The 5,115-nt window shown below is 73.7% G+C and carries 4 protein-coding genes; 3 read left to right on the forward strand and 1 reads right to left on the reverse strand.

The window, feature by feature from the left end; translation table 11 throughout:
* The coding region (locus tag ACFV0Q_RS38190; protein WP_385012250.1) for a phosphocholine-specific phospholipase C at nucleotides 1–1,703 on the reverse strand (1,703 nt) is incomplete at its 3' end.
* A gap of 428 nt (nucleotides 1,704–2,131) precedes the next feature.
* Between ACFV0Q_RS38190 and ACFV0Q_RS38195 the strand changes: the two genes are divergently transcribed.
* Genes ACFV0Q_RS38195 through ACFV0Q_RS38205 form a run of 3 tightly spaced genes read left to right on the forward strand, consistent with a single transcriptional unit; the run spans nucleotide 2,132 to nucleotide 5,054 of the window.
* Nucleotides 2,132–2,884, forward strand: coding sequence for a cupin domain-containing protein (locus ACFV0Q_RS38195; protein WP_385012256.1), 753 nt, complete (start codon nucleotides 2,132–2,134; stop codon nucleotides 2,882–2,884).
* A complete protein-coding gene (locus tag ACFV0Q_RS38200; protein WP_385012252.1) occupies nucleotides 2,881–3,954 on the forward strand; it encodes a hypothetical protein in 1,074 nt (357 codons plus the stop codon). The genes ACFV0Q_RS38195 and ACFV0Q_RS38200 overlap by 4 nt, the downstream gene beginning before the upstream one ends.
* The gene (locus tag ACFV0Q_RS38205) at nucleotides 3,951–5,054 is read left to right on the forward strand and encodes a hypothetical protein (RefSeq protein ID WP_385012255.1); all 1,104 of its coding nucleotides are present in this window, start codon (nucleotides 3,951–3,953) and stop codon (nucleotides 5,052–5,054) included. The genes ACFV0Q_RS38200 and ACFV0Q_RS38205 overlap by 4 nt, the downstream gene beginning before the upstream one ends.
* Nucleotides 5,055–5,115: the final 61 nt, after the last annotated feature.

Below are 5,115 nucleotides of genomic sequence, written 5' to 3' on the forward strand. Positions count from 1 at the left end.
TGCCAGGACGCACCCGAGCCCGCCCTCCGGGGAGAGCGGGCTCGGGGGGACCTGCCGGCCTCGGTCGTGTAGGTCCAGGGGGCGTCGGTGCGGTTGGCGGAGGTGACGTAGAACTGCGCGCCCAGGTCCGGGCCACCGCTGAACGTCAGCCGGAACTTGCCGTCCGCGACGAGCGCCGCGCCGTCCACGTACGGGGCGTACTTCAGCGCGCGCGTGGGACGCAGGCCCTTCTCCTGGCGCGGCATGACGCCCTCGGCCGGCGGGGTGGCACGGAAGTCGGGGTGCCGCTCGCGGTCCTGCGGGTACCAGGCGCCGGTGTCGGGCAGCCGGACCGTCTCGGTGTCCTTGCGGGCGAAGTCGAACGCGGAGGTGAGGTCACCGCAGACGGCGCGGCGCCAGGGCGAGATGTTGGGCTCGGTCACGCCGAACCGCTGCTCCATGAAGCGGATGACCGAGGTGTGGTCGAAGGTCTCGGAGCAGGAGTAGCCGCCGGTGCTCCACGGGGAGACCACGAGCATCGGCACGCGCGGGCCGAGACCGTACGGTCCGGCGACGTAGCCGGGCTTGCCGGGGAAGACGTCCAGGGCGGTGGACACGGTCGACAGGCCTTGCGCGGCGCTCGCCGGGGCGTAGGGCGGGACGACGTGGTCGAAGAAGCCGTCGTTCTCGTCGTAGGTGATGAAGAGCGCGGTACGGGCCCACACGTCCGGGTTGGAGGTGAGGGCGTCCAGCACCTGCGCGATGTACCAGGCGCCGTAGTTGGAGGGCCAGTTCGCGTGTTCGCTGAACGCCTCGGGGGCGGCGATCCACGAGATCTGGGGCAGGGTGCCGGCGGCGACGTCGGCGCGGAGCCGGTCGAAGTAGCCCTCGTCGGCCTTGGCGTTCGTACCCGTCCGGGCCTTCTCGTACAGCGCGTCGCCGGGGTTGGCGTTGCGGTAGTTGTTGAAGTAGAGGAGCGAGTTGTCGCCGTAGTTGCCGCGGTAGGCGTCGTTGATCCAGCCCCAGGAGCCGCCGGCGTTCAGGCCGTCGCCGATGTCCTGGTAGACCTTCCAGGAGATCCCGGCCGCCTCCAGGCGCTCGGGGTAGGTGGTCCAGCCGTAGCCCGCCTCGGCGTTGTTGAGGACCGGGCCGCCGCCCTTGCCGTCGTTGCCGGTGTGGCCCGACCACAGGTAGTAGCGGTTCGGGTCGGTGGAGCCGATGAACGAGCAGTGGTACGCGTCGCAGACGGTGAACGCGTCGGCGAGGGCGTAGTGGAACGGGATGTCGTCACGCGTCAGGTACGCCATGGTGGCCGGCGTCTTGGCGGGGATCCAGTTGTCGTACTTGCCCTTGTTGAAGGCGCTCTGTCCGCCCGCCCAGTCGTGGTTCAGGCCCTGGAGGAACTCCATGCCGAGGTCGTCGGACGGCGGCCGGAAGGGCAGCGTCTCCTTGGTGCCGTTGGACTGGTGGAAGACGGACTTGCCGCTGGGCAGGGTCACCGGGCGAGGGTCGCCGAAGCCGCGGACGCCGCGCATGGCGCCGAAGTAGTGGTCGAAGGAACGGTTCTCCTGCATCAGGACCACGATGTGCTCGACATCGGCGATGGTGCCGGTGGTCCCCTGCGCGGGGATGGCCGCGGCGCGCGCGATGCTCTCGTTGAGCATCGTCAGGGCGGCGGCGCCACCCGCGAGCTGCAGGAAGCGGCGACGGTTCAGTTCAGCCATGGTGGAACGACCTCTGCGGTTTTGAGGGTGGTTGAGCGCCCCCAGCACAGCGTGCCCGGGGTACCGGACAGGGAGCCTGGCGTGACCATGGCGGATACGCCAGACGAACGGCAGGCGGATTCAGGCCGAGTTCGGCCATTTCCGAGCCACGGGTCGGCGCGCCCGTGCGGAGCGGCGCGCTATCGGTGGCCACCCGCCCGGGAAGCTGCCTGCCGTTCGGCATGGGCCCCCGGGCCTGCCTGGGCCTGCGGTTCGCGCTCCGGGAGTCGGCCGTCCTGCTCGGACACCTGCTGCCCGCCCACCCCCCGCGCGGTCATCCGCCGGTTGCACGGCAGACTCCCCGAGTCCTCCCACTCGTCGCGATCAGGGCCTTACGATGCCCGAGCCAGGCGCGTCCAGCGCGCGACGGGGCGTCAGGGGGAGGCGCGATGGCCGCACGACCGTACGACCGCACACCCGGAGCGCGCGAGATACCCGACGAGCTGCCGGACCACGCCGGGCGGGGGCTTCCGGGCGGGGTCGAGCTGTACCACCTGAGGCCGGACGGCGGCATCGTACTGGCCGACCGGGAGGGCTCCCGGGAACTCGGGCCGGAACGGGAGTTCCTGCGGTTCATCGACGACGGACAGTTCGCCCACTACCTCGTGGGCGACGCGGGCACCTCGCCGGAGCGGCCCTCCAACGCCACCGTCAAACTCGGGGTGGTGGGCCCGCGCAGCGCCTTCACCCCGCACGCGCACGGCGGCGAGCACTTCGTCCTCAGCCTCGGCCACGCCGCCTGCGGACTCCACGACCCGGACCGCGGACGCGTCACCGAAGTCCCCCTCACACCCGGCATGTTGATCCGGATCCCGGAAATGATGCCGCACTCCTTCGTGAACCGGGGCCGGTCCCCGCTGACGATCCTCGCCGCCAACACGGGATACGGCATCGACCACGAGGACTACGCGATCACCGCCGCGGAAGCCGAACACCGGGCCACCGCGAACGCCGCGCGGCCCGGCCCGGCCGGCCGCACCTCCCCGACGCTCACCACCGCCACCGACTACCGGACCCTCGCCGCGGCGCTGCGCGACATCGAGCGCGCCCAGCGGGTCCACGGCATCGCCGGCACCACCGTCCGCGAGCGGCTCGCCGCACGGCTGCGCCGGATGGCGACCGCCCTGGAGGCCCCCCGGTGATCTGCCCGCACTGCGAACGCAACCTGCTCCGCAAGGAACGCACCGGCAACATCTGCTCCCACTGCAAGCGCCGCTACGCCCTGGACCCCAAGACCAACTCCCTGCGCCTCAGCGACCTCCGCGTCCGCCGCATCGCCACCGGCCTCACGGACGGGGGCCGCATCCGGATCACCCCCGGCCAGCTGTGGTACGCACTGTCGCGCAAGCGGCTCAGGGAGGGCGGGTTCGCACCCGGATGCGCGCGCGGGGCACTCCTCGGCGGGGCGTTCCTCGGCTTCTGGGGCATCTTCGCCGGGCTCTCGTTCATGCTGTACCCCTCCGGAGCCCTGCTGGCCACCGCGCTCGGCATCCACCTCGCCCGGCTGCTCGGCGCGGGCCGGGGCATCCCGCCCATGACCCGCGCGGCCTTCCGCTCCGAGGCGCTCGCCGAATGGCTGCGCGTGTACGGGCAGATGCCGCCCGGCGTGGTCGACGACAGCGGCCACCCCTGGCCGGGGCGGCCCGCCGACGCGCCGGCCCCGAACGCCGTACTGGTCTGCCCCGATCCCTCCATCGCCGCCTTCCTCACCGCCGACGGCCTGCCCGACCGCCACGGCATCGCCCTCGTCCAGGGCCCCGAGCAGGTCACCGCCCTGCTCCCCGCCCTGCCGCCGCACGGCCCGGTCCTGGTCCTCCACGACGCCGACGTCCCCGGCGAACTGCTCCTGCGGCAACTCCGCGCGAACCTCCCCGGCCGCCCGGTGGCCGACGCCGGAGTGGCGCTGCGTACGGTCCGCGGCCTGCCCAAGGCCGTTCCGTACCGCGACCCCGCCCGGAAACCCACGGCGCAGGACATGCGCCGGCTCACCGACCTCGGCGCGTTCACCCCGGAAGAGCTGAAGTGGCTGGCGAAGGGCTGGCGGTTCCCGCTCGTCGGCATCCCCCCGGTCCGGCTCCTCACGGTCCTCGACCGGCTCGCCGAACAGACGGCCCTCGGCGTCGACGCCGAACGCCGCCACGCCGCGGACGTCGGCTTCATGACCTGGCCCGGGGCGGCCGCGGACGGCCCGGACCCGGCGGGTGGCCCGTGATCTGCCCGCACTGCTCGACCGGCCTGAGGCGGACGGAACGCACGGGCCAGGTCTGCGCCCACTGCCACCGCCGCTTCGCCCTGGACCCCCAGATCCACGGCCGGGGCATGCACGACCTGCGGATCCGCCGCTGCGCGGAGGCCGCCACCGGCCACGGCCGGCTCAAGGTGACCCTCACCCAGCTCTGGTACCGGTCCCGCACCTCCAGCTTCACCTCCCGGCCCAGCAAGGGGTACGGGATCCGGCCCGGCATCCGCTGGCTCGCCGGGCTGACGGTCTGCGCCGCGCTCGTCGTGTGCGGCATCCTCACCGGCGGGCATCTCGCGTCCCTCGCCTGGACCGCCGCCATCCTCCTCCTCCCGGTGCCCGGGGTCATGCCGTACGCGCGGGCCCGGCCCGCCAGTTCCTCGATCAGCCCCCCGGAGGACCGCTTCCGGCAGATGATGCTCGGGTCCTGGCAGACGGCGTACGGAGGGCTGCCGCGCGGTGTCGTGAACGACGCGTGGAGCGGCGCGCGGAACCCGGCGCCCCGGCCGGACCGCCCCAGGGCCGTGATCCTGTGCACCGACCACGCCGTCGCGGTGTTCCTGGAGGCCAACGGCATCCCGCTGCGGCTGCGGGCCGTGCTGGTGGAGGCGGCCCCGAGCACCGCCCACGACGCCCTCGTGGACCTCCCCGACCGGCTCCCGGTCGTGGTGCTGCACGACGCGAGCGCCCTGGGCGCGCTCCTGGCGCCGCTCCTGCGCATCGCCCACCCGGACCGGGCCGTGGTCGACGCCGGGCTGCCGGTGGCCGCGGTCCGGGGCCGCAAGGGCGCCGTCCACCGCATCACGCCCGTCCCGGCCGCCGTGGACCCCGTGGAACTACGGGCCGTGGCGGGGCTGCCCCTCGCGGAAGCCGACTGGCTGGCCAAGGGGTTCTGGAGCCCGCTCGCGGCCGTGCCCCCGCCGCTGCTGGCCTCCGTCGTCGAGGAGGCGGTGGACCGGGCCGTCGCCGCCGGGCCCGGCCCCGACTCGGAGTACGGCTTCCTGACCTGGCCGGACACGGACGGACCGGCGGACGCGGACCCCTCCGGCAAGAAAGGCACGCCCACCGCATGAGCACCAGCCAGTCACGCTCCCCGGCCGCCTCCGCCGCCGCCCGCCCCGCGCCCCTCGCCCT

This window comes from Streptomyces sp. NPDC059564 (genome assembly GCF_042735575.1).
GTDB lineage: Bacteria > Actinomycetota > Actinomycetes > Streptomycetales > Streptomycetaceae > Streptomyces.